At 68.4% G+C, this 23,716-nt stretch carries 23 protein-coding genes; 13 read left to right on the forward strand and 10 right to left on the reverse strand.

The genetic code is table 11. The features are described from left to right. Positions 1-261: 261 nt before the first annotated feature. The 5 genes from rpmH (at position 262) to ACXJJ9_RS10365 (ending at position 5,289) form a co-directional block, all read left to right on the forward strand. Positions 262-402 (forward strand): 50S ribosomal protein L34, encoded by a 141-nt coding sequence (gene rpmH, locus ACXJJ9_RS10345; protein WP_031374044.1) that lies wholly within the window; start codon positions 262-264, stop codon positions 400-402. Between the two features lie 99 nt (positions 403-501). After that, positions 502-921: a ribonuclease P protein component gene (gene rnpA / locus ACXJJ9_RS10350; RefSeq protein WP_457097099.1), complete on the forward strand. Its 420-nt coding sequence runs from the start codon at positions 502-504 to the stop codon at positions 919-921. A 39-nt stretch (positions 922-960) separates the two neighbouring features. Continuing rightward, positions 961-2,649, forward strand: a complete 1,689-nt coding sequence (yidC, locus tag ACXJJ9_RS10355; protein WP_457097100.1) for a membrane protein insertase YidC — start codon at positions 961-963, stop codon at positions 2,647-2,649. 122 nt (positions 2,650-2,771) lie between these two features. Continuing rightward, positions 2,772-4,115 carry a tRNA uridine-5-carboxymethylaminomethyl(34) synthesis GTPase MnmE gene (gene mnmE, locus ACXJJ9_RS10360; RefSeq protein ID WP_457097101.1) on the forward strand — a complete coding sequence of 448 codons (1,344 nt, stop codon included), beginning with the start codon at positions 2,772-2,774 and terminating at the stop codon, positions 4,113-4,115. A gap of 166 nt (positions 4,116-4,281) precedes the next feature. Beyond that, positions 4,282-5,289 carry an energy transducer TonB gene (locus ACXJJ9_RS10365; protein WP_457097212.1) on the forward strand — a complete coding sequence of 336 codons (1,008 nt, stop codon included), beginning with the start codon at positions 4,282-4,284 and terminating at the stop codon, positions 5,287-5,289. A gap of 240 nt (positions 5,290-5,529) precedes the next feature. On the opposite strand, the gene ACXJJ9_RS10370 is transcribed toward ACXJJ9_RS10365, so the two are convergent. From ACXJJ9_RS10370 to ACXJJ9_RS10385, 4 genes are all read right to left on the reverse strand, one after another. Next, positions 5,530-6,729 (reverse strand): ABC transporter permease, encoded by a 1,200-nt coding sequence (locus tag ACXJJ9_RS10370; protein WP_457097102.1) that lies wholly within the window; start codon positions 6,727-6,729, stop codon positions 5,530-5,532. Further along, the gene (locus ACXJJ9_RS10375; RefSeq protein WP_457097103.1) at positions 6,726-7,472 is read right to left on the reverse strand and encodes an ABC transporter ATP-binding protein; all 747 of its coding nucleotides are present in this window, start codon (positions 7,470-7,472) and stop codon (positions 6,726-6,728) included. Before ACXJJ9_RS10375 ends, ACXJJ9_RS10370 begins: the two co-directional genes overlap by 4 nt. Positions 7,473-7,515: 43 nt before the next feature. Next, a complete protein-coding gene (locus ACXJJ9_RS10380; protein WP_457097104.1) occupies positions 7,516-9,051 on the reverse strand; it encodes an alpha/beta fold hydrolase in 1,536 nt (511 codons plus the stop codon). A gap of 163 nt (positions 9,052-9,214) precedes the next feature. Next, complete coding sequence (locus tag ACXJJ9_RS10385) at positions 9,215-9,982, reverse strand: ferredoxin--NADP reductase (protein ID WP_457097105.1); 768 nt, start codon at positions 9,980-9,982, stop codon at positions 9,215-9,217. Between the two features lie 151 nt (positions 9,983-10,133). Here ACXJJ9_RS10385 and ACXJJ9_RS10390 point away from each other — a divergent pair, with 151 nt between their 5' ends. From ACXJJ9_RS10390 to ACXJJ9_RS10410, 5 genes are all read left to right on the forward strand, one after another. Further along, positions 10,134-11,141, forward strand: coding sequence for an ABC transporter ATP-binding protein (locus ACXJJ9_RS10390; protein ID WP_457097106.1), 1,008 nt, complete (start codon positions 10,134-10,136; stop codon positions 11,139-11,141). Beyond that, positions 11,138-11,944: an ABC transporter permease gene (locus tag ACXJJ9_RS10395; RefSeq protein WP_457097107.1), complete on the forward strand. Its 807-nt coding sequence runs from the start codon at positions 11,138-11,140 to the stop codon at positions 11,942-11,944. Before ACXJJ9_RS10390 ends, ACXJJ9_RS10395 begins: the two co-directional genes overlap by 4 nt. 163 nt (positions 11,945-12,107) lie before the next feature. Continuing rightward, a complete protein-coding gene (locus tag ACXJJ9_RS10400) occupies positions 12,108-12,971 on the forward strand; it encodes a DUF2167 domain-containing protein (RefSeq protein ID WP_457097213.1) in 864 nt (287 codons plus the stop codon). 164 nt (positions 12,972-13,135) lie between these two features. Continuing rightward, on the forward strand, positions 13,136-13,429 hold the full coding sequence (locus ACXJJ9_RS10405; RefSeq protein WP_457097108.1) for a hypothetical protein: 294 nt from the start codon (positions 13,136-13,138) through the stop codon (positions 13,427-13,429). 106 nt (positions 13,430-13,535) lie between these two features. Next, on the forward strand, positions 13,536-13,880 hold the full coding sequence (locus tag ACXJJ9_RS10410) for a hypothetical protein (protein WP_457097109.1): 345 nt from the start codon (positions 13,536-13,538) through the stop codon (positions 13,878-13,880). A 45-nt stretch (positions 13,881-13,925) separates the two neighbouring features. Here the strand turns inward: ACXJJ9_RS10410 and ACXJJ9_RS10415 are convergent, their stop codons facing one another. Then, positions 13,926-14,729 carry a TatD family hydrolase gene (locus tag ACXJJ9_RS10415; protein WP_457097110.1) on the reverse strand — a complete coding sequence of 268 codons (804 nt, stop codon included), beginning with the start codon at positions 14,727-14,729 and terminating at the stop codon, positions 13,926-13,928. A 137-nt stretch (positions 14,730-14,866) separates the two neighbouring features. Here ACXJJ9_RS10415 and hrpB point away from each other — a divergent pair, with 137 nt between their 5' ends. Continuing rightward, entirely contained in the window at positions 14,867-17,404 is a 2,538-nt protein-coding gene (gene hrpB / locus ACXJJ9_RS10420) for an ATP-dependent helicase HrpB (RefSeq protein ID WP_457097111.1), read from the forward strand. A 134-nt stretch (positions 17,405-17,538) separates the two neighbouring features. Continuing rightward, entirely contained in the window at positions 17,539-18,561 is a 1,023-nt protein-coding gene (locus ACXJJ9_RS10425; RefSeq protein ID WP_457097112.1) for a hypothetical protein, read from the forward strand. Between the two features lie 30 nt (positions 18,562-18,591). Here ACXJJ9_RS10425 and ACXJJ9_RS10430 read toward each other — a convergent pair whose 3' ends face one another. Further along, entirely contained in the window at positions 18,592-19,263 is a 672-nt protein-coding gene (locus tag ACXJJ9_RS10430) for a Fe2+-dependent dioxygenase (RefSeq protein WP_457097113.1), read from the reverse strand. Positions 19,264-19,393: 130 nt separating this feature from the next. On the opposite strand from ACXJJ9_RS10430, the gene ACXJJ9_RS10435 reads away from it, so the two are divergent. Beyond that, on the forward strand, positions 19,394-19,783 hold the full coding sequence (locus tag ACXJJ9_RS10435) for a hypothetical protein (RefSeq protein WP_457097114.1): 390 nt from the start codon (positions 19,394-19,396) through the stop codon (positions 19,781-19,783). A 72-nt stretch (positions 19,784-19,855) separates the two neighbouring features. On the opposite strand, the gene ACXJJ9_RS10440 is transcribed toward ACXJJ9_RS10435, so the two are convergent. From ACXJJ9_RS10440 to ACXJJ9_RS10455, 4 genes are all read right to left on the reverse strand, one after another. After that, positions 19,856-20,971: a hybrid sensor histidine kinase/response regulator gene (locus ACXJJ9_RS10440; RefSeq protein WP_457097115.1), complete on the reverse strand. Its 1,116-nt coding sequence runs from the start codon at positions 20,969-20,971 to the stop codon at positions 19,856-19,858. 111 nt (positions 20,972-21,082) lie between these two features. After that, a complete protein-coding gene (locus ACXJJ9_RS10445; protein ID WP_457097116.1) occupies positions 21,083-21,649 on the reverse strand; it encodes a pseudouridine synthase in 567 nt (188 codons plus the stop codon). A 75-nt stretch (positions 21,650-21,724) separates the two neighbouring features. Next, positions 21,725-22,594 carry a class I SAM-dependent methyltransferase gene (locus ACXJJ9_RS10450; RefSeq protein ID WP_457097117.1) on the reverse strand — a complete coding sequence of 290 codons (870 nt, stop codon included), beginning with the start codon at positions 22,592-22,594 and terminating at the stop codon, positions 21,725-21,727. Positions 22,595-22,707: 113 nt separating this feature from the next. Continuing rightward, positions 22,708-23,679: a LysR substrate-binding domain-containing protein gene (locus tag ACXJJ9_RS10455; protein WP_457097118.1), complete on the reverse strand. Its 972-nt coding sequence runs from the start codon at positions 23,677-23,679 to the stop codon at positions 22,708-22,710. Positions 23,680-23,716: the final 37 nt, after the last annotated feature.

Consider the following 23,716-nt stretch of genomic DNA (forward strand, 5'->3'; position numbering starts at 1 on the left):
TTTCGCCCAGAAGGCAGGGAAAGCGCTGCCGCACGCGATGACAAGACATCGCGATGCAGACAGGACGGGGGCGGGCCAGACTATCATCCGTCGGCGCGCGTCGCATCCGTTTTGGTTGGGGGGATGGGTTGGGCGAAACCTGACCGGCGCGCGCGCTGTCCCAACGCGCTGCCCCAAACCGGAGCCCAGGCCCGGGTTGACCTTGCCCCCGTGACCCCGCTAGAATCCGCGGTCTTTTCCGCCGTTCACGCCGAGCCGCCCATGGCCACCAAGCGCACCTACCAGCCCAGCAACCTCAAGCGCAAGCGCGACCACGGCTTCCGTGCCCGCATGGCGACGGCCGATGGCCGCAAGATCCTCGCGCGTCGTCGCGCCAAGGGCCGCAAGCGTCTTTGCGCCTGAGCGCAAGCCGCTGCGTCCGGTTCTGGCCAGTTTCGGCCTGGCCGGTTTCGCTCTAGCTGACTTGTCGACGGACGCCACAGCGGCGGCCGCATGACTCCGATGACCTCCCGCTTCCCGCGCACTGCGCGGGTGCGCGCGCGTGCGGATTTCGATCGCATCTTCGAACAGGGTCGCCGCCAGGCCACGCCGCGGCTGGCCGTGCATTGGCATGCCAACGACACGCCCGCCCGGCTCGGGCTGGCCGTGTCGCGCAAGGTCGACCCCCACGCCGTCGGCCGCAACCGCATCAAACGCGCCTTGCGCGAGGTATTCCGCCAGCACCGCGCGGACCTCGCCGCGGGCGACTATGTGGTCGTTGCGCGCCCGGCCGCGCGTGCAGCCACGCGGGAACAGCTCGAGCGTCATTTTCTCGATCTGCTGCGCCGCCATGGCGCGTTGCCCGTGGCACCCGTGCCCTGCACAATGCCGCCCGCGCCGGACGCGCTTGCATCGAACGAGCCCGACCCCAACTCCCCCTGACTGTGCCGACCCTGCGTGTCGGCCGAGCCTGCCTGCCCCATGAATCAGACCCGCCTTTTCCTTATCTTCGCCTGGCTGATGGTGGCGACCCTGCTGTGGATGGAGTGGGGCAAGGAAAAAGCCGCACCGACGGTCGACACAGCGGCCGTGGTGGCGAATGACGCCCGCGTCCCGGCCTCCACCGCACCGGTCCCGGCTGCTGCCACTGCCGTGCCCGCCGCACCGGGCAGCGTCCCCGCAGCCACGCCCGGCGAGGCCAACGCCGTCGCGCCGGGAAGTGAACCGGTCGAAATCACCACCGACGTGCTGCACGTCGTTCTCGACGGCGGCGAGTTGCGCCAGGCCGACCTGTTGAAGTATCCGACCCTCGCCGCCGCCAACAGCGAGCCGGTGCGCCTGTTCGCCGATGACGATGCGCACTACTTCGTCGCGCGCAGCGGCTGGACCAGCACCGGTGGGATCGCACCCGGGCAAGAGGGAGTGTTCCGCGTCGAAGGCGCGCGTGATTACCAGCTCGACGGGCAGCAGGAACTCAGCGTGCCGTTCGTGTGGTCCGGGTCCAACGGCGTGACGATCCGCCGTACCTTCACGTTCCAGCGCGGCAGTTACGTCGTGCAGGTGCGCGATGAAGTCGTCAACGCCGGCACCGCACCGTGGCAGGGCTACATCTATCGCCAGCTCAGCCGCGTGCCGCGCGCGATCGCCAGCAGCGGTCCGATGAATGCCGAGAAATACAGCTTCCAGGGCGCCGCCTGGTTCAACGGCAGCGAGTACGAGAAACGCAAGTTCGACAAGTTCGCCGGCGAGGCGCTGGACGAGCAGGTGACCGGCGGCTGGGTCGGCATGCTGCAGCACCACTTCTTCGCCGCGTGGATCCCGCAGAAGGACCAGCCGGCGCTGTACGCGCTGGGCCAGCAGGGCAACCGCTACACGATCGAGGCCAAAGGCCCGTCATTCTCCGTCGCCGCCGGCGGCAAGGACGTGACGACCGCGCGCCTGTGGGTCGGGCCGAAGCTGGTCAAGCAGATCGACGCCCAGCAGGTGAAGGGCCTCGACCGCGCCGTCGACTTCTCCTCCTATGCCTGGGCCGCAACGCTTGCCGGCTGGCTGTTCTGGGTGCTCGACAAGCTCCACGGCCTGCTGGGCAACTGGGGCTGGTCGATTGTCGGCCTGGTCGTGCTGATCAAGGCCGTGATGTATCCGCTGTCGTCCGCGCAGTACAAGTCGATGGCGAAGATGCGCAAGTTCCAGCCGCGCATCAAGCAGCTGCAGGAGCGCTACGGCGACGACAAGCAGAAGCTGCAGATGGCGATGATGGAGCTGTACAAGAAGGAGAAGATCAATCCGGTCGGCGGCTGCCTGCCGATCCTGGTGCAGATGCCGGTGTTCCTGTGCCTGTACTGGATGCTGTCGGAGTCGGTCGAGCTGCGCCACGCCCCGTGGATGGGCTGGATCACCGACCTGACCGCGCGCGACCCCTACTTCATCCTGCCGGTCATCAACCTCGCGGTGATGTGGTTCACGCAGAAGCTCGCGCCGCAGGCGCCGGGCATGGATCCGATGCAGCAGAAGATGATGCAATTCATGCCGCTGGTGTTCGGCGTGCTGTTCGCCTTCATGCCGGCTGGCCTGGTGCTGTACTGGATCACCAACGGCGGCCTCAGCCTGCTGCAGCAGTGGTGGATGACCAGGCGCTACGCCGAGGAACCGGCGAAGGCGACCGCCTGAGTCGTGCGGTTATCCGATGACACAGCCAAGCCCGCCACCCGGCGGGCTTGCTGTTTGGGCGCGGCGCGGTGCGATCACGCGGCGCGTCACGCAGTCATCGCCGCATCTGCGACGATAAGCCCATGAGCCTGGCCAGCCGCGACACCATAGCTGCGATCGCCACCGCGCCAGGCGCGGGAGGCGTCGGCATCGTGCGCCTGTCCGGTGCGCGCGCGCATGCAGTCGCCGCAACACTGTGCCGCCTGCACCTGAAACCACGCCATGCGCATTACGCCCGCTTCGACAACGAAGACGGCGACACCATCGACGATGGCATCGCCCTGTTCTTCAAGGCGCCCGCCAGCTACACCGGCGAAGACGTGGTGGAACTGCAGGCGCACGGCAGCCCGGTCGTGCTCGAGCTGCTGCTGCAACGCTGCGTCGAACTCGGCGCGCGTCGGGCCCGCCCCGGCGAGTTCAGCGAGCGAGCCTTCCTCAACGGCAAGCTCGACCTGGCCCAGGCCGAAGCCGTCGCCGACCTCATCGCCGCCGCCGATGCCAACGCCGCGCGCGCGGCAAGGCGCGCGCTCGAAGGCGAATTCTCGCGCCGGGTCGATGCCCTCGCCGCGGACGTGCTCGCCATCCGCGTGCACGTCGAAGCCGCGATCGATTTCGCCGACGAGCCCATCGACACCCTTGGCGGCGCGCAATTGCGCGCACGCTGCGCCGCCGCAATGCAGGCGCTCGACGACCTGCTGGGGGCCGCCGAACGCGGCCGGCGTCTGCGCGATGGCCTGCATGCGGTGATCGTCGGTCCACCCAATGCCGGCAAGAGTTCGCTGCTCAATGCGCTCGCCGGCAGCGATCGCGCCATCGTCACCGACATCGCCGGCACCACGCGCGACCTGCTCCATGAGGTCGTGCGCATCGACGGTGTCGAACTCACCCTGGTCGACACCGCAGGCCTGCGCGAAGGCGGCGACGCCATCGAACGCGAAGGCATGCGACGCGCGCGCGGCGAACTCGAACGCGCCGATCTCGCCATCGTGGTGCTGGACGCTCGCGACGTGGACGCCGGACGCGGCGCGGTTGCCGATGCCATCGCCGGCGTTCCGCGGCGCCTGTGGCTGCACAACAAGGCCGACCTGTTGCCGGTGGCCAGCCCCGGCGACGATGTCGAGCACCTGCAGGTGTCCGCGCGCACCGGCCAGGGACTGGAGGCCCTGCACGCGCGCCTGCGCGCGCTGGCCCAGGGGGAAGGCGCGGCAGGCGAGGGCGCGTTCACCGCCCGTGCGCGCCATGTCGATGCCCTGCGCCAGGCGCGGGACGAATTCGCGCTCGCGCGCGCGCAGCTCGACCAGGAGGCCCTCGACCTCGCCGCGGAGTCGCTGCGCCAGGCCCATGACGCGCTCGGTGAAATCACCGGCCATGTCCGCGCGGATGACCTTCTTGGTCACATTTTTTCCAGCTTTTGCATCGGAAAGTGAAACGGCGTCGCAAATCTCGCCGGGTCCCGCGACCCTCGCAAACCTGAACCCATTGCGCGCTTGACAAAGGTCACGGGGCGGGTGTCACTTGCGCTGTGCGCACCTTGATTCGCCGCACTCCAGGGGACTTAAAAACATGATTTCGAACCATTCCGAGGCCCGGCCGATGCGCCGGCCCGCCACGCTCCAGTTCATTGCCGTGCTCGCCGCCGGTCTCGTGCTCGCCGCGTGCGGCAAGGACCAGCCCGCCGAGCAGGCCGCCACCACCGCCGCCACGCCAGCCACCGCCCCGGCGCCGACACCGGCCACCGCGGTGTCGTCGCAGGTCGCCGCCATGACCGCCGACCAGCTGCGCGAAGCCGCCAGCAAGGCCTATGCCGAGAACCGCCTGTACGCGCCGGCCGGCGACAACGCCGTCGAGTACTACCTCGCCCTGCGCGACAAGACCCAGGCTGACGCCGCTGTCGCCAGCGCGTTGACCGACCTGCTGCCGATGACCGTCATCGCGATCGAGCAGAGCGTCAACCGCGACGACTTCAGCGAAGCCAACCGCCTGTCGGCCCTGCTCGAGAAGGCCGATCCGCAGCACCCGGCGCTCGCCCGCCTCAAGGCCAGCATCGCCGCCCAGCAGGCCACCGCCGCCCAGCGCGCGCAGGCCCTGACCGCGGAAGAAGAAGCCAAGCGCCAGAAGGCGCTCGAAGACCAGCGCCTGGCCGACCAGAAGAAGCAGCAGGAAGAGGCCGCGAAGAAACTGGCGACGCAGCAGGCCGCTTCGGACAAGGCCGCCGACAAGGCCGCCGCGGACAAGGCCGCCGCCGACAAGGCTGCCGCCGACAAGGCCGCTGCCGACAAGGTTGCAGCCGACCGCCGCGCCGCCGAGCAGCGTGCCGCGTCGTCCGCGGCCGCAGCCCCGAGTGCATCGGACCTGCGTCCGATCTCGATGCCGGCGCCGAAGTTCCCGCCGGAAGCCTTGCGCGCCGGCCAGTCCGGTTCGGTGCTGGTCGAGTACACGGTCGGTACCGACGGCACCGTCACCGCCGCGCGCGTGGTGCGTTCGAACCCGGCCCGCGTGTTCGATCGCGAAGCGGTCAACGCCGTCCGCCGCTGGCGCTTCCAGCCGGTGGCCTCGCCGGTTACTACGCGTCGCGAGATCAGTTTTAACCCGCAGGGGTGAGCGCAGATTGCTTGCGCGGCACTGCCGCGCATCTGCGCGAACGCCCGGCGCGCTGCGCCGGGCCGGGGAAGCGCCCTCACCAGTGAGCAATACGAAAAAGCCCGGCTTCCGCCGGGCTTTTTTTATCTGGTTCCGGCTGCCATCCATGGCATCGCAGATCCGGCTTCGGAACGTCCTGCCCGGCCATCCGTGGTCGGGCGTTCGCCAGGCCGCGCGGCAGTGCCGCGCAAACGGCCTGGCTCACCCCGATATCGCCAAACGCTCCTGGTGATAACGCCGCACCGCCGCAAACCACAGCACCGCCGCCAGCCCGAAGCCCGCGGCGAGGTAGATGCCCCAGACCTGCATCGGGATGAATTCGGCGCGGATCACCTTCAGCAGCATCTGGTTCTGCGCGAGGAAGGGCACCGTGTACTGCCACGACTGCTCCTTCAACGGATTCACGATCAGCATGATCGTCGGGACCATCGGCATCAGCATCAGCCAGATCATGTGGCTCTGCGCTTCCTTCATGCTCTTCGCCGCTGCCGACAGGTAGGTGAGCAGCGAGGTACCGATGAACAGCATCGGCAGCAGCACCAGCAGCATCTTCCCCATCGCCATGAAGCCGACATCGATCGTCTGCCCGGCATTGCCGGCGAACTGCGCGCTGAGCTTGAATGCCAGCAACGTCAGCAGTAGCGAGGTGACGCCCATCGCGCAGGCCGCGGCGATCTTGCCGCTGACGATCGAGCTGCGCGCCGACGGCGTGGCCAGCAGCGGTTCCAGCGACTGCCGTTCGCGTTCGCCTGCGGTCGCGTCCATGATCAGGTTTGCGCCACCCAGGAACGACGTCAGGATCAGCAGGTACGGCAGCAGCGCGGCGGCAAACGCGCCGCGCTTGGCCTCGGCCGAGGCAAGGTCGCGGTTGCCGATGCTCAGCGGCTTGGTGATGCCCGGGTCGATGCCGCGCGCGAGCAGGCGCAGGCTGCCCACCTGGCCGCTATAGGCCTCGAGCGCGGAACGCAGGCGCGCCATCGGGATGTCGGCGGCCTTGCGCGTGCTGTCGGCGACGATCTCGATCTTGGCCGTGCCGCCATCGCGCCAGTGAGTGGCGTAGTCGCCATCGATGCTCAATGCGACGTCGACCGTCTGGTTCGAGATCGCCGCATCGAGATCGCGCGGCGGCGTGACTGCCTTGATACCGCGCGAAGCAAGAAATGCCACGAGGTTTGGCGCACGCTCGGCGCCGATCACCGGCACTTCCAGCACCTTGTCGAGTTCGGTCTTGGTGCGGCTCTCGGCCATCTTGCCGACGCCGAGCATCAGCACCGGATACAGCAGTGGACCGAGCAGCAGCGCGAGCATCAGGGTGCGACGGTCGCGCGAGATGTCGCGCAGTTCCTTGCGCATGACCGCAACCATGGTGGTCATGAAGCCGGTCTTCTTCTGGGTCTTCATGCGTGCAGGCCCTCTTCCGAACCGATGGCCTTGACGAAGGCGTCTTCCAGGTTGCTCTCACCGAACTTCGCACGCAGTTCGTCGGCGCTGCCCGCGGCGACGACATGGCCCTTGGCGATGATCACGATGCGGTCGCACAGGGCCGCGACCTCCTGCATGATGTGGCTGGAGAAGATCACGCAGCGGCCCTCCGCCTTGAGCTGTTGCAGGAACGCACGCATGGCGCGCGTGGTCATGACATCGAGGCCGTTGGTCGGCTCGTCGAGGATCACGTTCTTCGGGTCGTGCACCAGGGCGCGCGCGATCGCGGTCTTGGTGCGCTGGCCCTGCGAGAAACCCTCGGTCTGGCGATCGAGGATGTCGCCCATGTCGAGCGCCTTCGACAACACCTGCGTGCGGCTGGCGATGTCCGCCTTCGACATGCCATGCAGCTCGCCGAAGTAGGCGATGTTCTCGCGCGCGGTCAGGCGCTTGTAGACACCGCGCGCGTCGGGCAATACGCCCAGGGCGCGGCGCACGGCTTCGGGTTCGCGCGCCGCGTCCATGCCGTCGACGCTGACGCTGCCGCGGTCGGGCGTCATCAGCGTGTAGAGCATGCGCAGCGTGGTGGTCTTGCCGGCGCCATTGGGGCCGAGCAGGCCGGTGATCTCGCCATCGCGCGCGGCGAAGCTGACACCATCCACAGCGTTCACCACGCCGGTGCGCGTCTTGAAACTCTTGTGCAAATCGTTTGCGTTGATCATGTAGGCAATCCCTGGATGAGCAGGCCTGGCAGGCGCAGGCCGCTCACGGCTCCCAGCCGTTGAAGGAAGTGAACGGCGGCACGTAGCTCAGGCTGTCGAGGCAGGTGGCATCGAGCGCCTTCGCATCGGTGGTCTCGAAGAAACGGCCCAGCAGCTTGGGCATGCAGCCCACGCCCATGCCGCCGTGGCCCTGGCCACGCAACACCAGATGGCGTCCGTGGCGGAGGTTCTTCACCACCTCGTCGCCGTACACCGGTGGGGTCACCGGGTCGAGTTCGCCCGATATCACCAGCACCGGCAGATCGGACTTGAAGGGCGCGGTGAAGTCGGCCGCCGCTTTCCCGCGCGGCCACTGCGGGCACGCGGCGAAGAACATGCGCGCCATGTCGGGACCGAGCACGGTGTCGGCATCGGCGGGATCGGGCCGGTAGCGCGGCGCGTCTTCGGCGCAGACCACCGACCACTGCATGCCGCGATTGAGCTGGTCGCCGACCTGTCCGCTCCACACCTTGGCGATCGCCATCAGTGATTCGTAGCGGCCCTGTTCGGCCTCGCTCACCACCAGCGGCAGCAGTGAACTCAACTGCGGCACATACGACACGCCGTGCACCAGTCCAATCAGCGTATCGGCGGTCAGCGTGTCCTGCTTGAGCGCGTTGCTGTCGGGATCGTGATAGCTCACCAGTACCGGCGTCGCGGCGAGCCGCGCCTTCAGCGCATGCAGGCGGGCGATCAGATCGCCGCCGCTGGCGCCGGCAAAGCGTGCCTTGCACGCCGGCAGTTTCGCGCACTGCGCATCCTGCTTCCGCAGCGCTTCGTCGAGGCGCTGCGCGAACTCGCCACCGACCACAAGCCGGTTGGGTGCGACGCCGTCGAGCACGACGCTGCGCGTGTGCTGCGGATAATGCATGGCGTACTGCTGGGCGACGCGCGTGCCGTAGGAGCCGCCCATCACGTTGATTTTTTCCACGCCCAGCGCGGCGCGCACGGCGTCGAGATCGGCGATGGCTTCCCCGGTGGTGTAGAAGCGCGGATCCGCGCGGCCCTGCAGCGACTTCAGGCATTGGCCGACATAGGCCGAAAGCGCGGCTTCGTCGGGCACCGCGCTGTCATCCAGCGGTAGCGGCGCACCCTTGGCATCGCGGCAGTCGAGCGGATTGGACTTGCCGGTGCCGCGCTGGTCGATCAGCACGATGTCGCGCTGCCTGCGCACCTCGTTCAGCGCCATGTCGATCGGGCTGGCATAGTCCGTCGCCGCCTGGCCGGGGCCGCCGGCGAGGAAGAACACCGGATCGGGCGTGCCGCCGCCCTTGTTGTCTGCGGGCAGCCAGGCGATGTTGAGCGCGATCCTGCGGCCGTCGGGCTGCGCGGGATCTTCCGCGACCGGGAAGCTCGCGCACTGAGCTTCCACTGGCGGCAGGCCCTGCTCGCTGGTGAGCACGCATGGCCTGAAGGCGATGCGGCCGTACGGACGGGTGGACGCGTCGCCGGCGGCGCTGGCCGGTGGGGTGGGCTGGCAGCCAGCCAGCAGCGTGGCCGCCGCGAGCGCGGCGGGCAGAATCCTTGTTCGAAGTCGCATGGGTCCCTGTGGTGTGCGGCTGGTACCGCGCGAGGATGACAGAGACCGGTGAAACTGAAAACGTGACGCATGGCAGATTTGGCGCGGCGCGCGATCCGCCGCCCGCCTGCCACCGACGTACTTCTTGCAGGGATCCGCCGCTTGCTGCTGGCGTACTTCTCGCTTACTTGCTGCTGACGTACTTCTCGCGGCGGATCTGCGGCACCGGCAGGCCATAGCCCTTCAGCGACTCGAAGCAGGCGTCGACCATGTTCGGGTTGCCGCACAGGTAAGCGATGTCGTGCGCCGCATCCGGGGCGAATTCGGCGAGGAACTGCTGCACGTAGCCATGGCGCACGTCGCTGTGCGCGTGCGCCGAATCGGCCGCGGGCAGCTCGCGCGACAGGCAGGGCACGAAGCGGAAGTTGTTCGGATGTTTGTCGGCGAAGGCGCGGAACTCGTCGCCGTACAGCAACTCGATCGGCGTACGCGCACCGAACAGCAGCACCACCTGCACGCCGCGCTGGCGGATCTGCGTTTCCAGTTGCGGCAGCATCGCGCGGTATGGCGTGACGCCGGTGCCGGTGCCGATCAGCAGGTAGCGCTTGTTGCTGTCGGAGGGCATCAGGCAGAAGCGACCGAACGGGCCGCTGGCGTCGACGGTCGCGCCTTCGTCCAGCCCCTCGAACAGCGCCGTCGCCGCGCCGCCGGTCACGTAGCTCACCGCGATCTCCACGCCTTCGCCCGGACCCAGCGCGTGGTCGTGGATGGTGGCCAGCGAATAGCTGCGCTTGGTCGCCGTGCCGTCGGCGTAGGTGAAGTGCACCTGGATGAACTGGCCGGGGATGAAGTCCAGCGGCTGGTCATCGCCGCGCACGAACGTGTAGTGGCCGACGGTGGGCGCCAGCATGCGGCGCGAGACGAGCTTGAGCGGGAAGTGCTGGATGGCCACGGGCAGCTACTTGAGTAAGGGCAGGGTTCTGCCGGTCGATGGAACACTGCGTGGCGAAAGGCCTCGCCACCGGGCCGCCTATACTACCGGGGATCGCCACGCCGCTCGCGGCGCCGGGCACGAGACAGGACCGCTTCCACGAATGCCCCCCATGACTGAATCCCCTGCGGCCACGGCCGCCCCCGCGCTGTCGGTCCGTGACCTGCGCAAGACCTACGACACCAAGGTCGAGGCCCTCAAGGGCGTCTCCCTCGACGTGCAGCCCGGCGACTTCTTCGCCCTGCTCGGCCCCAACGGCGCCGGCAAGTCGACGCTGATCGGCATCGTCAGCTCGCTGGTCAACCTCAGCAGCGGCTCGGTGTCGATCTTCGGCACCGACCTGCTGAAGCAGCGCGACGAGGCGATGCGCCTGATCGGCCTGGTGCCGCAGGAACTCAACTTCAACATGTTCGAGAAGCCGCTCGACATCCTAGTGAACTACGCCGGCTTCTTCGGCGTGCCGCGCGAGGTCGCGCTGCAACGCGCCGAAGAGGAACTGCGCCGCGCCCACCTGTGGGAGAAGGCGGCAATGATGAGCCGCACGCTCTCGGGCGGCATGAAGCGGCGCCTGATGATCGCGCGCGCGATGATGACCCGGCCGCGCCTGCTGATCCTCGACGAACCCACCGCGGGCGTCGACATCGAGATCCGCCGCGGCATGTGGAAGACACTGAAGGAAATCAACGCCGCCGGCACCACCATCATCCTCACCACGCACTACCTCGAGGAAGCCGAGAGCCTGTGCCGCAACCTGGCGATCATCGACAAGGGCCGCATCGTCGAACAAGGGCCGATGAAGGCGCTGCTCGCCAAGCTCGACGTCGAGGGCTTCCTGTTCGACATCGACGGCACGTTGCCATCGTCGCTGCCGGCAGCACTATCGGCGTTCCCTGGCACCACCATGCATGCCACCGATGACCACACCCTGGACGTGGAGATGCCGCGCGCGATGGACCTCAACCGCGTATTCGCCGCGTTGAACGATGCCGGCATCCGCGTGCGCTCGATGCGCACCAAGAGCAACCGCCTGGAGGAACTGTTCGTGCGCCTGACCAGCGAGAACCTGGACAAGAGCCCGCCGGTCAACGGCGTGCAGGTGCAACCGGAGCAGTCCGCATGAACTCGACCGCAGACCAGCTCGCCGAAGCCACCACGACCCAGCGCAACTTCACCGCCTACGGCACCATCGTTCGCCGCGAGGTCACCCGCATCCTGCGCATCTGGGGCCAGACCCTGGTGCCGCCGGCGATCACCATGACCCTGTATTTCATGATCTTCGGCGGCCTGATCGGGCGCCAGGTCCAGGCAATGGACGGCATCCGCTACATGGACTTCATCGTCCCCGGCCTGGTGATGATGAGCGTGATCCAGAACAGCTACGGCAACATCTCCTCGAGCTTCTTCGGCGCCAAGTTCGGCCGCCACGTCGAGGAATTGCTGGTCAGCCCGATGCCGACCTGGGTCATCCTCGGCGGCTACGTTACCGGCGCGGTGCTGCGCGGGTTGATGGTCGGCGCGATCGTGCTGGCGATCTCGATGCTGTTCACCCGCGTGAGCATGCCGCATCCCTTCATCACCCTCGCCACGGTGCTGATGGGCGCGACCATCTTCTCGCTCGCCGGTTTCGTCAACGCGGTGTACGCGAAGAAGTTCGACGACATCGCGATCGTGCCGACCTTCATCCTCACGCCGCTGACGTACCTGGGCGGCGTGTTCTATTCGGTGAAGCTGCTGCCGGCCTGGGCCGAGGCCGCGACGCACCTCAATCCCGTGTTCTACATGGTCAATGCCTTCCGCTTTGGCCTGCTCGGCATCAGCGACGTATCGATGTGGACGGCGTTCGTGTTGATGCTGGCTTTCATCGTGGGATTGAGTGCACTGGCGCTGTGGCTGCTCAAGCGCGGCGTCGGGCTGCGCAGCTGACCCGTGCGCGTGGCGGCATGGCCGCCACGCATGCCGCGCACGACAAACACGCCTTGCGGCTTTGGCACGCGATTGCCAGACTGGAGGCAGGGGCGTGGGGACGCCCATTCCAGGGACACCAATGAAGCTGAAGTGGATGCTGCTCGGCCTGCTGGCCGTGGCCATGGGCGCGCAGGCGCAGGAATCGCAAACGAAACAGGAGCAGGAAGCGCGCGCCATTGTTTCCAGCTTCCAATGGCGCGACGGCCAGGTTGCGGTCGACGAGGCCAAGGCGCGTTTCGATCTCGACGAGAATTTCCGCTACCTCGGTGCCGCCGACGCGCGCAAGGTGCTCGAGCAGCTGTGGGGAAACCCGCCCGATGACAGCGTGCTCGGCATGATCGTGCCCAAGGGCCGTGGCGTGCTCGACGACACCGGCTGGGCGGTGGTGGTGACGTACTCCGACGACGGTTACGTATCCGACGAGGAAGCGGCGAAGATCGACTACGCCGAAATGCTGCAGGACCTCAAGGACGCGGACAAGGAAGACAACGAAGCGCGCAAGGAAGCCGGCTATTCCGCGATCTCGCTGGTCGGTTGGGCCGAGCCGCCGCACTACGACGCCGCCAGCAAGAAGCTGTACTGGGCGAAGGAGCTGCAGGGCGAGGGGTCCGAACACCGCACGGTCAACTACGACATCCGCGTGCTCGGCCGCCGCGGCTACCTCAGCCTCAACGCCGTCGCGCGCATGGATGAACTGGCGGAAGTGAAAACGGGCATGCAGCAGCTGCTGCCGATGGTGGAGTTCGATGCCGGCTCCCGCTATGCCGATTACGACAAGTCGTCCGACAAGGTCGCCGCCTATGGCATCGCCGCGCTGATCGGCGGCGGCATCGCGGCGAAGGCGGGGCTGTTCGCCAAGCTGGGTGCACTGCTGCTGGGGCTGAAGAAGCTGCTGATTCCGCTGGTGCTGGTGGTCGGTGCGTTCTTCAAGAAGGTCCTGGGTTTCTTCAGCCGCGACAAGCGCAGTGGTGGCGTCGTCAGCTGAGTCCGGTCGCCCGGTGATCGACCAACGGCCCGCCCTATGCGGGCCGTTTTCATTTGCATGAATGCGTTGCGCACAACGGACTCGCACCGGCGTGGCCCACCGCCGGTAATCGGGGCATGAAAATCCCGTATTCCCAATTGCACAGGCCGATTCGGGAGCGCGTCATGAAGACGACATCCATACTCGTACCGCTGCTGGTGGTCGCGGCCGCCGCCCAGACCGCGTTCGCCGAAGAGGCAAAACCCGCAGTCATCGAGATCGATTGCGCGCACATCAACCTGCCAAACCAGCAGGATTTCGCCCGCCTCGCCGCGATCGACAACTTCACCCTCGCTTACAGCATGCGGTCCCGCACCATGGTTCGGGTGCAGCGCAGCTGCCAGGCCAATGGCGGGACGCTGTTGCTGGTGATCGAACCGACCGCACCCACGCTCGACCGCCGGGTGGCGATCCGCTGAGGCACGTGGGCTGAGCGAGCGGCGTCAGGCGACAACCAATTCGTGCTCACCGCCGTGCCGCTCGGCGACCACGGCGTTCGTCCGGGAGAAGACAATGAACAGCGCAATGGCAATGCTTTCCCTGGTCCTGGCCCTTCCGCTGGCGGCCGCTGCGGCACCACCGCAGGATCGTGCGCCATCGCAGCCGCGCACGCTCGGGCCGGTCGAAACCACCCAGCCACACGCGGTGGTGACGGTCGAGTGTGCGAATGCGACGTGGCCGACCCTGCGCGAAGTCGCGCATTACAACGGCATCAGCGTGTTCGACCCGGTTGCACATGTGCACCATCGCATGGTCATCGCGGGCAGCCGCGCCTGTCGCCGCGGTGCCGACCAGGTGCAGGTAGTGTTCACCCGCCCGGATTCCGGAGTGGCGGTCGTGCCGTCCATGCACGCACAGGGTGGCCGCTGACACAACGGTCCCGGCAGCGCTTCCGGACAGCGAGCCCGGGCCGGGCTACACCGCCGGCGGGGCCGGCAGGCGGAAGAACGCGCGCGCAGCGGCGGTAGCGTTGGCCGCGGTGACTTCGATGCTTTCGCCGCGGTCGCGCGCCAGCTCTTCGACGATGTGGGCGAGATAGAAGGGTTCGTTGCGGCGATGCGACGGCGCCGGCTTCACCGTGCGCGGCAGCAGGTACGGAGCATCGGTCTCGATCATCAGGCGGTCGGCGGGGATATGCGGCACCAGCTCGCGCAGGTGCTGGCCACGGCGCTCGTCGCACAGCCAGCCGGTGATGCCGATGTGCCAGTCCTGGTCGAGGTAGTCGAACAGCTCCGCGCGCGTGCCGGTGAAGCAGTGCACCACCGCCGGGCCGAGGCGGCCATCGAAGTTGCGCATCATCGCCATGAAATCGGCGTGCGCGTCGCGCTGGTGCAGGAACAGCGGCTTCTTTGTTTCCACGGCAATCTGCAGCTGCAGTTCGAATGCGCGCCGCTGCGACGGGCGCGGCGAGAAGTCGCGGAAATAGTCGAGCCCGCATTCGCCCACCGCCACCACCTCGGCATGCGCGTGCAGCGCGCGCATCTCCGCGTCGCATTCGGCGGTGTATTCGCTGGCGTGGTGCGGGTGCACGCCGGCGGTGGCGAACAGCTCGCCGGGATGGCGCTGGGCCAGCTTGAGTGCCTGCGGGGAATGCTCGCGGCTGGCGCCGGTGACCACCATCTGCACGATGCCGGCGTCGCGCGCACGCTGCAGCACCGCGTCGCGGTCGGGATCGAAGGCGTCGTGGGTGAGGTTGGCGCCGATGTCGATCAGTTTCATTGGAGTCATCGTGGTGGTGCGGTTCCACGCAGTTCGCCCGTGTGGCGCGCTGCGGCGCGTTGGAATGTGCTTGTGCGCCACGGTGATCGCGGCGCCATCAGCGAAGTTTACCGGAGCGTGCCGATTAGACTGTGCGGGTGAACCGTGCCGCCTTTCCCATCGACGAACTGCTGCCGCGTATCCGCGAATCGCTGGCGGCGCATCCGCGCCTGGTGCTCGAGGCGCCACCCGGCGCCGGCAAGACCACGCAGGTGCCGCCTGCGCTGCTGGACGCGCCGTGGCTCGCAGGCAGGAAGATCGTGATGCTCGAGCCGCGCCGGGTGGCGGCGCGCGCGGCCGCGCAGTTCATGGCGAAACAGCGCGGCGAGGACGTCGGCGGCACCGTCGGCTACCGCATCCGCTTCGAGAACCGGGTGTCGGCGGCGACGCGGATCGAGGTCGTCACCGAAGGCATCCTTACCCGCCTGATCCAGGACGATCCGACCCTGGAGGGCATCGGCGCGCTGCTGTTCGACGAATTCCACGAACGCCACCTGTCCGCCGACCTGGGCCTCGCCCTGGCGCTCGACGTGCAGGCCGCGCTGCGCGAGGACCTGCGCATCGTGGTGATGTCGGCGACGCTGGACGGCGAGCGCCTGGCCACTTTCCTCGATGCGCCGCGGCTGAGCAGCGCCGGGCGCAGCCATCCGGTGACGGTTGCGCACTTCGCCGCCCGGCGCGAGGAAAAGCTCGAACACCACGTCAGGCGCGCGATCGAACACGCGCTGGCCGCGCACCCCGGCGACGTGCTCGCGTTCCTGCCGGGGCAGCGCGAGATCGCGCGCACCGACGCCGCGCTCGCCGCCGGCGACACCGCGCGCCGCGCCGACGTGCTGCAGCTGCACGGCGAGTTGCCGGTCGAGCAGCAGTCGCGTGTGCTGCAGCCGGATCCCGACGGCCATCGCCGCGTCGTGCTCGCGACCAACGTCGCCGAATCCAGCGTCACCCTGCCGGGCGTGCGCGTGGTGATCGACAGCGGCCTCGCGCGCGAGCCGCGTTACGACCCCAACAGCGGCTTCGCCCGCCTGGATGTCGTCAACATCGCGCAGGCCTCCGCCGACCAGCGCGCCGGCCGCGCCGGTCGCGTCGCCGAGGGCTTCGCGTACCGGTTGTGGCCCGAATCGCAGCGCCTGGAAGCGCAACGTCGCGCGGAAATCGCCCACGTCGAACTGGCCGGCCTGGCGCTGGAGCTCGCCGCGTGGGGCGATGCCGGGCTGCGCTTCGTCGACGCGCCACCCGCGGGCGCATTGGCGGCCGCGCGCGAACTCCTGCATCGCCTGGGTGCGCTCGATCGCGATGCGATCACGCCCTTGGGCCGGCGCATGCTCACGCTCGGCACGCATCCGCGCCTGGCCGCGGTGCTGCTGGCGCCGGCGGACGCGGACGAACGCGCCCTCGCCTGCGATCTGGCCGCGTTGATCGAAGCGCGCGATCCCCTGCTGGCACGCAACGGAGGCGGCCGCAGCGATGCGCTGGCCGAACGTTGGCAGGCGCTCGCCGCGTTTCGCCACGGGCGCGTGACGGCCGATGCGTCGCGTTCGGCGCTGGCCGCGCTCGACCAGGCGGCGAAGCAGTGGCGCCGCCGCCTCCGCGTCGACGTCCCGCCGCGGGCGGACCTGCCCGCGCACGCGATCGGCGATGTGCTGCTGCACGCGTACCCCGATCGCATCGCCAGGCAGCACCCGTCCGATCCCTACCGCTACCAGCTCGCCAACGGCCGCAGCGCCAGGCTGTACGACGACAGCATGCTGTACGGCGAGCCGTGGATCGTCATCAGCGAACTGCGCGACGAGGCCCGCGACGCGCGCGTGCTCCGCGCGGCGCCAGTGGACGAGGCCAGGCTGCACCGCGATTTCCCGCAGCGTTTCACCCGCGAGGATCGCGTGGTCTGGGATGCGAACCTGCGCGGGATAGCGGCCGTGCGCGAAACCCGTTTCGACCGCATCGTCCTCGAAAGCAAACCGCTGGCGAAGCCGGACCCGTCGCGCTATGCCGACGCACTGGTCGATGCGGTGCGCCAGCTCGGCCTGGCGGCGTTGCCGTGGACCGAAGCATTGCAGCAGTGGCGCGCGCGAGTGCGCTGCCTGCGGGCATGGATGCCGGAACTCGCCGACACCCTGCCCGACCTCTCCGATGCCGCGTTGCTGGCGACGCTCGATGCATGGCTCAAACCGGCACTGAGCGGCAAGACCCGCCTCGACGCCCTCGACGAACAGGCGCTGGGCGAGGCGCTGAAGTCGGGTGTCGAGTGGGCGCTGCGGCAGAAGATCGATGCGCTCGCGCCGACGCGGATCGTCGTGCCCTCCGGCCTGGAGCGGCACATCAGCTATGGCTTCGACGCCAGCGGCGCCGACGGCGAAGGCACGCCGGAAGCGCCGGTGCTCGCGGTGAAGCTGCAGGAATTGTTCGGCTTGGCGGATACGCCACGCATCGCCGAGGGCCGCGTGCCGCTGACGCTGCATCTGCTCTCGCCCGGCGGCAAGCCGCTGCAGATCACCCGCGACCTGCGCAGCTTCTGGGACCGCACTTATCCGGAGGTGAAGAAGGAAATGAAGGGCCGCTATCCAAGGCATCCATGGCCCGACGATCCCTGGAGTGCGACGGCGACGCATCGCGCGAAGCCACGTGGGACGTGATTGCATCGACCCTGGATCCGGGTGAAGCCGCGCGTTTGGAAAACGACGCATCGGTTGCCGCGCGCAGACAGCCGCGGCGGCGGCGCTGACATGGTCGCAGCGGTGAGGGTGACGCGGCGCCTTACACTGCGCGAATGACGCCGCTCACCGACCCCGAATTCCTGCCGTTCAAGCTCGACCTCGTCGCGCGCCGCGTGCTGCTGGTACGACTGACGCCGGCGCAACGGCATGACGCCGCTTTCCTCGACGAACGCGCGCTGCCGGCGCGCGCCGATGGCGGCTGGGTGCCGCTCGACGCGCTGCTGACGCAGGCCCCCGCGCCCGCGGCCTGCGCCGATGCCATCTTCCACATCGGCCACTGCGGCTCGACCCTGCTCAGCCGCCTGCTCGAAAGCTGGCCGCAGGTGCAGGGCCTGCGCGAACCCCTGCCGTTGCGGACCCTGGCCGAAGCCTGGCCACAGTTGCACACGCCCGAATCGCGGCTGTCGCCGGCCGAAGCGCCGCGCGTGTTGCACGCGTTGTGGGATGCCTGGTCGCGTCCGTTCGCTGGCCACGGCCGCAGCGTGGTCAAGGCCACCAGCGGCTGCAACGGCCTGATCGCGCCGTTGCTGGAGGCGCGGCCGCCAGCGCGCGCGGTGCTGCTGGACATGCCGTTGCGCCCCTATCTCGCCACGCTGCTGAAGTCGCCCGATTCGGTGCGCGATGCCGCAAGTGCGGCGGCCGAACGCTTGCACGAACTGCACCGGCGCGGCTTCGGCGACGGCGTGCTGTTGCATACGCTGTCGCTGCCGCAGCAGTGCGCGATGGGCTGGCTGGCCGAACGCATCCGCTTCGATGCCATCGCCCGCGCGTACCCGCAGCGGGCGTTGCGCGTCGACTTCGAACGCCTGCTCGCGCAGGCGGAAGCGGAGCTGCATGCCATTGCCGCGCACCTCGCCCTGGATCCGGCCGCCGTCGCCGACGCGCTGGCTTCACCTGCCTGGCATCGCTACGCCAAGGCGCAGGACCACGGCTACGGCCGCGATGATCGCGCCCACGACCTGGCGCTGTCGCTGCAGCGCCATGCGGACGAAGTGCAGGAAGGCGCGGACTGGGTCGCGGACCTCGCGCGACGGCACCCGCAGCTGCAGGCGCTGCTCCAGGACATCGCCGTCTAGGTCATCGCGTCCAAGGCCGCGCGACGGCCCTCAGGTGTCGGCCCACATCCGGAACAGGTTGGTCTTCAGCGATTCCAGCAACACCTGCAGGCGCGGATCGCCCGGGGCGGCGCCGCGCACGGCGATCGCGCGGGCCTCGTCGAGCTGCGACAGCAGTTCGCGCTGGCTCGCGTCCGCGATCCAGCTGTGCAGCCAGGTGATCGCGGCGATGCGCACGCCGCGCGTGACCGGTGCCACCTGGTGGATGGTGGTGGACGGATACAGGATCGCGTCGCCGGCATTGAGCTTGTAGGCGAGTTCCTGCGCGCCAAGCTGGATCATGAGTTCGCCGCCGTCGTATTCCGTCGGCTCGTTGAGGAAGATCGTGCACGACAAGTCGCTGCGCATGGGCGGCGTGGACGGAAACAGCGCCTCGTCCACGTGCCAGCCGTAGGTCATGCCCGGCTCGTAGCGCACCACCGTGGCCCGCGCCATCGTGCGTGGCATCGCGTGGATGCGCAGGTCGGGATGACGGGCCAGGGCATCGCGCGCCAGTTGCGCGATGCGGGCGTTGACCGGGTCCTCCTGCGAGGCCTGCAGGTTGCGTTTCACCTGCGACGACTGGTTGGTGATGCGTCCGTCGCCGAATCCCACCTGGGGCAGCAGTTCGCGCACGGCCTGAAGTTCACCGGCATTCAGTACTTGGGACAGAAGGCGGATCATGGCGGGCCGCGATGCAGGAGATTGCCGCCGATGATCGGCGCTGATCGCGCCTGCGGCAACCGCTCACGCCGAGTCCACGAATCCACGCGGATACTGGCGGTCTGTTTTCGAACGCGCCGCCGAGGGCACCATGAACAGGTTTGAATCGATTTCCGAGCGTGCGCTGGAACTGGCGGGCTCCATGGGCGACAACGTCCGCCAGGCCCTGCCCAAGGCCGGTCATCTCCTGGAAGCGGGTGCGAAGCTGGGCGTGCTCAAGACCGGCGCGCGCGTGGCGGGCAAGTTCGCCCGCCGCAATCCGGCGCTGGTCGCGGCCGCGGTCGTGGGCGCAGGCGTGCTCTGGTTTGCGGCGCGTCAGCGCGCCAAGCGCGCGGAACAGGGCAATAGCGAACGCGAGCCGATCGAAGGCAACGCACGGCGCGTCGATGCGCGCCGCGGCAATGGCGCGAAACGCACGCGGACGACGCGCGCGGGTGGACGCGCGTCGCGCGCCAGCACGGAGAGGTCGGCGGATACCTGAGCCGGCGGCGAAACGCGCGAAGCGATGGGGTGGCAGGTTGCGGTGGGACTTCCGGCAATGGCCGGCAGGTGCTCATTTGCCCGCTGCGACCGGCATCGCGGGTACGCAGGTGGTCGCTTCCGGCAGTTCGATCACGAACTTTGCGCCACCGCCTTCGCGCGTCTCGTACCAGAGCTGGCCGCCGGCCTTGGCAATGATCTGCTTGGCCAGCGCCAGGCCCAGGCCGGACGAGATGCCGTCGTTGCCGTCCTGCAGTCGCGTGAACGGCTTGAACAACAGGCGTTGTTGCGCCGCCGGAATGCCGGGACCGCGATCGGCGACGATCAGCTGCCAGTAGCCCGGTGCGCCGGTGCGCACGGCCAGGGTGAGTTCGCAGTCGGGCGCGTACTTGAGCGCGTTGGAGACGAGGTTTTCGGCGACCTGGCGCAGCACGCGTTCGTCGATCGCCACGCGCGCCCCCGCCGGCGGCGGCACCGTGACCACGCGGATGCCGCGCGCATCCAGTTGCATGCTGTAGCGCCGCAGCAGCCAATCGAGCGCATCGGCAAGGCCCGCGCTGGTGTCGGTACGCGGCGCCGCCGCGCCCTCGCGCGACTCCAGGTATTCGCGGATGTAACCCAGCGCATCCTGCGCGCTTTCGCGGATCAGGGTGAAGTAGTGCGGCACGCGTTCGGGTTTGCAGTTGTCGCTGAGCAGCAGTTCGCTCGCGAACAGCACGCTGCTCAGCGGATTCTTGAGGTCGTGCGCGACCAGGTTCACCAGTTCTTCCCGCTCGGACGCGACTCGCGCGAGGCGGTCGCGCGCCAGTTTCAGGCCCATGTGGGTATTCACGCGCGCCAGCAGTTCCTCGGGCAGGAACGGCTTGGTCACGTAATCGACCACGCCCGCGTCGAATGCCCGCAACAGCATGTCGCGATCCTGCGCTGCGGTGACAAACACCACCGGCGCCACCGGCGGAGGCAAGGTCTGCAGTGCCTTGAGTACATCGAACCCGTCCATGCCGGGCATGATCATGTCGAGCAGGACCAGGTCCGGCGCGGTTTCGCGATAACGCGCCAGTGCTTCATCGCCATTGCCGGCCCCGACAACCTCGTAGCCCTGGCGTTCCAGCAGGCTGGTAACCACGCGCAGGTTGACCGGCTGGTCGTCGACGACAAGGATGCGGCCGTGTTGGGCGACGGGATTCATGGGATGGCGAAAGCCTCCAAGCCTTCACGTGCCGATGGAACCGGCCCTTGAAAGTAGCAGAATGCCCGGAGTCGGCGCAGTCAGTTATATGAACGAGTCAGGAAAGATTCGTCACGTCCCGTGAAGACCGTGTATTTGCCGCCAGGCGCCCGGCGCCAGGTCATCGAGCCGGTGCGGGCCGATGGCCACGCGCACCAGCCGCAGCGTCGGCAATCCGACCGCGGCGGTCATGCGCCGCACCTGCCGGTTGCGGCCCTCGCCGATGCCCAGTTCCAGCCAGGCATCGGGCACGGTCTTGCGGAAGCGCACCGGCGGGTCGCGCGGCCATAGCGTGGGCGCCTCCATGCGCCGGCACCGCGCGGGACGCGTGCGGCCGTCATTGAGTTCGACACCACGGCGCAACGCTTCCATCTGCTCCGCGCTCGGGTCGCCCTCGACCTGCACCCAGTAGGTCTTGGGCTGCTTGTGCTTCGGATCGGTCAGGCGGTGCGCCAGCGCACCGTCATCGGTGAGCAGGAGCAGCCCCTCGCTGTCGAAGTCGAGCCGGCCGGCGGCGTACACGCCGGCCGGCAAGTCGAATCCGGCCAACGTGCGCCGCGCCGGCTTGCCCGATGCCGGCGCGCTGTTGTCGGTGAACTGGCACAGCACGCCATAGGGTTTGTTGAAGGCGATGAGCATCTTTGATTTTGGAAAAGCGCCGTCGCTTGACTGTCCCCGGCCGTTGCGACGGCACGAACTCCATCGCAACTGCAGTCAGTCGCGGCGCGGCTTTCGGAAGCGCAGCGTCATGCGATCGCTTTCACCGATGGCCTTGTACTTGGCATCGTCGGCGGCATCGTGGTTGTTGTTCGGCGGCAGCGTCCACACGCCATTGGGATGGTCGGTGGTGTCTTTGGGATTGGCGTTGACCTCGCTTTTCGCCTCGAGCACGAAGCCGGCCTTGGTCGCATAGCCGATCACCAGCGCCTCGGTCAGGTAACCCGACTTCTTCATCGTTTCCAGGTCCGCGCCGGCTTTGGCGCGGTGGTCGACCACGCCAAGCGTGCCGCCCGGCTTGAGCACGTCGAAGAACGCCTTGAAGTAGGCATCGGCATTGCCGTCGGCCACCCAGTTGTGGGCGTTGCGGAAGGTCAGGACGGTGTCGGCGGAGCCGGCCGGGCCGAATACCGGCGCCTTCGGATCGAACACGCGCACGTCGGGCGTGCCGTACACCGCCGGGTTGCCCGCGATCTTCGCGCGCAGCGTCTTGTTGAGGTTGTAGCGGTAGCCGGGCTGGCCGGGGATTGCGTCGTCCCATACCGCGGCGACGTAGTGGCCGCCATCGCGCAGGTAGGGCGCGAGCACTTCGGTGTACCAGCCGCCGCCGGGCGTGATCTCGATGACGGTGTCGTGGGCACCGACGCCGAAGAACGCCAGTGTCTCGCGCGGGTGGCGGTACTGGTCGCGCGCGCTGTTCTTCGCATCGCGCCAGTTGCCGGCGAGCGCGGCGTCGATGCTGGCCATGTCGGCAGACGCCGCGGGCGCAGCGGTGGCGGCGTGGACTTCGGCGCTTGCGGCCGGGGTTGCGGTCGTGCAGGCGACGAGTGCGGCCGGGATCAGGGCGGCGAGCAACAGGCGTTTCATGCGGCGGAGCTCCATGCGGAAAGTGGGCGCAGCCTACCCCCAAGGACGCGATGATCGCCATCGCATCCCTTGTCCGCACCTATTCCAGGCAAGCGCGTACAGGCCAGGCGCACTCAAGCCGTGCCGGATTTGCGCGCCGCCTTGGGGATCGCGACCTTGCGCGGCTCTTTCCCTTTCCCCTTCGCGCGCGCAAGCACGCATTCCGCCGAGGCCGCGTAGTCCTGCGCTTCCTGCAGCAGCCAGTCGCGGAACGCCTGCAGGCCGCGATGGCGCTCGGAGCGTTCGGGAAACACCAGGTAGTGCGAGAACTCGGCCTGCAGCCGCTCCTCGAACAGGGTGACCAGTCGCCCCGCCTCCACCATCGGCCGCGTCAGGGTCAGGCGGCCGAGGGCGATGCCGAGGCCTTCCACCGCGGCGCGGTGCAGCGTTTCGGAGTCGTCGAAGTTGGCGACGAAGCGCTTGGGCGCGGTGCCGCCGAAGTGCTCGAACCAGTCGCTCCAGCGTCCGCCCGGCGCGCCCAGCAAGGGGAAGTCGCCGAGCGTTTCCAGGGTCGGATGCCCGAGCCGTTGCAGCAGCTCCGGGCTCACCGTCGGCGCCACCCAGTCGTCGAACAGGTGCACTGCGCACAATCCCGGCCAGGTGCCGGGGCCGTAGCGCAGGCCCGCGTCGATGTCGGTCTGGCGTTCGAAGTCGACCTTGTTGACCGTCGACTGCAGGTTGATCTCGATCTGCGGATGCGCGGCGAGGAAGCGCGGCAGTCGCGGCACCAGCCAGCTCGAGGCGAACGACGGCATCAGGGTGATGGTCAACACATCGTCGCGGCGCGCGCGGTACGGCTGCAGCGCCTGTTCGATCGCATCGAAATGCGGCGATACCCGGTCGAACAGGCATTGGCCATCGGCAGTGAGTTCGACGCCGCGCGCCACGCGCACGAACAGGCGCTGGCCGATGCGTTCTTCCAGCCCGCGGATCTGGTGGCTGAGCGCACTCACGGTGAGGTGCAGGGCCTCGGCCGCGCGCGACAGGTTGCCGGCACGGGCGGCGATCACGAAGCCCTGCAGGGCATGCAAAGGAGGCCGACTCATGTTGAATCTCCTTCAAGGCTGGCTTGCAGAATCGTCG

Source organism: Lysobacter sp. P5_B9 (genome assembly GCF_054049835.1).